Source organism: Phormidium pseudopriestleyi FRX01, assembly GCF_017313335.1.
Classification (GTDB): Bacteria; Cyanobacteriota; Cyanobacteriia; order Cyanobacteriales; family Laspinemataceae; genus Laspinema; species Laspinema pseudopriestleyi.
In genome coordinates this window covers 1-3,332 of record NZ_JAFLQW010000233.1, presented here as the reverse complement: position 1 = coordinate 3,332, position 3,332 = coordinate 1, and the positions used below count along the sequence as shown (strand labels likewise).

Annotated in this window: 3 protein-coding genes; 2 read left to right on the top strand and 1 reads right to left on the bottom strand. The window is 49.5% G+C overall.

Features of this window, described 5'->3' with window-relative positions; genetic code table 11:
• The coding region (locus J0895_RS08555; protein ID WP_207087686.1) for a GumC family protein at window positions 1–1,849 on the top strand (1,849 nt) is incomplete at its 5' end.
• A 213-nt stretch (window positions 1,850–2,062) separates the two neighbouring features.
• On the opposite strand, the gene J0895_RS08550 is transcribed toward J0895_RS08555, so the two are convergent.
• Window positions 2,063–2,482 carry a hypothetical protein gene (locus J0895_RS08550; protein WP_207087685.1) on the bottom strand — a complete coding sequence of 140 codons (420 nt, stop codon included), beginning with the start codon at window positions 2,480–2,482 and terminating at the stop codon, window positions 2,063–2,065.
• A gap of 188 nt (window positions 2,483–2,670) precedes the next feature.
• On the opposite strand from J0895_RS08550, the gene J0895_RS08545 reads away from it, so the two are divergent.
• Complete coding sequence (locus J0895_RS08545; RefSeq protein ID WP_207087684.1) at window positions 2,671–3,057, top strand: histidine kinase; 387 nt, start codon at window positions 2,671–2,673, stop codon at window positions 3,055–3,057.
• The last annotated feature ends 275 nt before the right edge of the window (window positions 3,058–3,332 follow it).

Genomic DNA, 3,332 nt, shown 5'->3' with positions numbered 1-3,332 from the left:
GCTCGATCGCTTCAATAAGACTACTAAAATTCTCGAAGTCCGCTACCGAGATGCGGAACCGGAGAAAATTCAATTTGTCTTGGAAACGCTCCAAAATTCTTACCTGCGATACAGCTTAGAAGACCGCAAGAGCAATATTAGTCAGGGGATTCAATTTATTGAAGACCAACTCCCGCAGTTGCGGCAGCGGGTGGATGCTCTGCAAGAACAACTCCAGAAATTTCGGCAGGAGTACAACCTGATTGAACCCGAGTTACAAGGGCAACAACTGGCTCAACAACTGACTAAACTAGATGACCAGCTTTTAGAGGCACAAGCTCAACTGGTTCAGCAGCAACAACTCTATGAAACGTTGCGCCGACAAATTGGACTCGAACCGGGGACAGCGATCGCCGCTTCGGTTTTAAGTGAAGCTCCCACCTATCAAGCTCGACTCAATCGCCTCAAAGAACTCGAAAATACAATTGCTGCTGAGTCAACTCGGTTTACCCCAAGCTCACCCCAAGTTCAAGTCCTCTTAGAAGAGCGACGAACTATCGAATTGCTATTAGGACAGGAAGCTTCAGAAGTGTTAGGAGGTCAGCTACCCGGCCCAGTGGTGGGCAACCCCCAAGCTCCCTTTCAGAACTCAATTCGCACAGGTTTAATTGCGGAAATGGTGAAAGCGGTCAGCCAAATTCAAGTCCTCCAAGTCCGAAATCAAGTGCTTGGGGAAGCGGCGAAAATGTTAAGCGAATACCGCGAACAATTTCCGATTATTCTGCGCCAGTACACGGATTTGCAGCGAGAACTCCAAATTGCGAACACGACTCTGACGGAATTATTAGCTCGCAGAGAAGGATTGCGGGTCGATGCAGCGCAAAGAGAGGTGCCTTGGGAAGTGATTTCCGCAGCGACGATTCCTCGGGATGAAAATGGAAATCCGGTTCCGGTTTCGCCAAGTCTGCCTCGGAACCTGGCTTTAGGGGCGATGTTGGGCTTAATGTTGGGATTTGGGGCGGCATTATTAGCCGAGCGTTTGGATAATGTGTTCCATTCCCCGGAAGATTTAAAAGATGCTACTCGCTTGCCGATTTTAGGGCTGATTCCGGCGAGCGATCGCTCGGTTGTCCTCCCTAGTGCGGATGCTCGTGGCAGTGCTGCCTTCCAAGATGTCCGCGATTTTGGCTTTTTAGAAGCATTCCGCGCATTGAATGCCAATATCCGTTTCCTGACTCCGGATAAACCCCTGCGCTCCGTGGCGATCGCCTCCGCAATTCCGGCAGAAGGTAAATCAACGGTGGCGGTGAATCTGGCCGAAGCTGCTGCCTCAATGGGACAGCGGGTTTTACTGGTGGATGCCGACCTCCGCTGGCCCCAAGTCCACAAACGCTTGGGATTACCCAACCGCCAAGGGTTAACCCATCTGATTGCGACAGAAATGGATATGAATGAGGCCATTCAGCGATCGCCCGTTGAACCCAATCTCTTCATCCTCACCGCCGGTGTCACACCTCCAGACCCCATCCGGTTGTTGTCTTCTGAAAAAATGCACAACCTGATGCAGCAATGGCACGCTTTATTTGACCTGGTGATTTATGACACCCCTCCCCTGCTGGGAGTCGTAGATGGTCGAGTTTTAGCCGCCTATACCGATGGAATTGGGTTAGTTGTCAGCATGGGTCAAACCGAAAAACCCGCCATCCAACAAGCGATCGCCGAACTGCAAACTGGCAATACCAAAGTCCTGGGAATTATTGCCAACGGTGTTCAAGGACAAAACAGCGCTTGGGACTATGGCAGGCACTACAATAATGGAGGCGATCGCGAACTGGAAGCGGAGGAAGAAGAAGTGTCGGCAGGGGTTTAAACCCCCGCCTAAGAACTCAAGTCGGTTAAAACCGACTAAAAAACCTGCGTGCGGATTCCCTTCTCCTCGTGACTTGGCTGAAGCGAGTCACGCCCCTGAAGGAGGCTCTGCCTCCAGTCCCTCAACCAGGCAGGCGGCAGAGCCGCTCATAGTCCGGCTCACGGCAGAGCCATGATCCGAGGGTTGTACTGCTCTATCTCCCATCCTCCCAAACTACCCATTAAACAACTCAAAAGTTTGCTGGCAAAAGGTTTTCAGCTTTTCCTGTACCTCAACAACTGGCTCCGTTGCCCCAACAAAGCGCCAGTTTTCCACCGTTGAAAATCGCCATTGTTGTCCTTGATGGTTGTAACCTGCGGATTCCACTCCGATCGCCCGGCGATCGCCATCCAAGGGGTCCTCATGAAACCGAATTTGGACTAAAATACTCCGACTCTGTAATGAGCGACTCCAACCGGGAAAGTGAAATCCAATATCAATGGAATCCGGATCCACCAGTTCCTGGGTATTCGGGTCATTCATCCAGGGTTTCAAATCCGCCCGTGCGTCAGGAAACTGTAACTTAAAAAGATTAACGACTGCCGCAATCTTGCTGGCGAGTTCAAAATTTTTAACCTGTTCTGCTGCATTCACGCCCAATCATCCTCCACTCACGAATAGATATCGATGTTAAAACGGCTATATCGAGGGTCGTCTTTTACGACTCGGTAAAAATTTCCTCAGTTTAAATGAACGGCACGGGTGGCTTTAGGCCAAAATATTATGTTGATAACGGTACCGCCAGTATTGGCACCGTTTCCGAATGAGTAGGAATCACACCCATGTCTATACCCTGTCAAATCGTTGTAGAAGGAAATCCGGCAATTATCTATGCCAGTAGAAATGGAGCTCCGGACAAAGTTCGACGCATCCTCAAACCCTTTCTGGGTAAATTTTGCCAAGAACGAGAGGCGGCTGGAGAATACCACGATACACCGGAGTGCTTAGTAGCCCAGATTGTAGTTCGTTTTGGCTTTGAAATCTGTGAAGATGATTTCTCTAACCTCAAAGTCAGCATGAGTTACGACCCCAATGCAGAATACATCTACTCGGTAGAATCTGATTTAACCGTCCAGGTTTGGATTCCAGAAGAAGACTATCGAAAAAATCCCGCTTTGGGATTGAAAGGTTGCCGTCTATTACCCGAGGAAGGTTGGAAAATCGACTAAATGTCATAAAGCTGTCAATCAGTCAGAATTGAGAGTGGCGCGAGGGTTTGCCCCCATCCTGATGTTAGGACTTACGCACTGAGACTATAAATCGGGGTTTCATGTAGGGGCGCAATGCTTGCGCCCTCTTATCTCTTATAGAAAACGCCGTAAAACCCACGTGCTTTAGCCGTGGGATATAAGGGGGTTAGCGTAGGTACGTAGCTAACCAATTACTTAGTTTTTTGATGAGTAACATATCTCTTAATCGTATCCCCAGAAACTGCCCCCGCCGT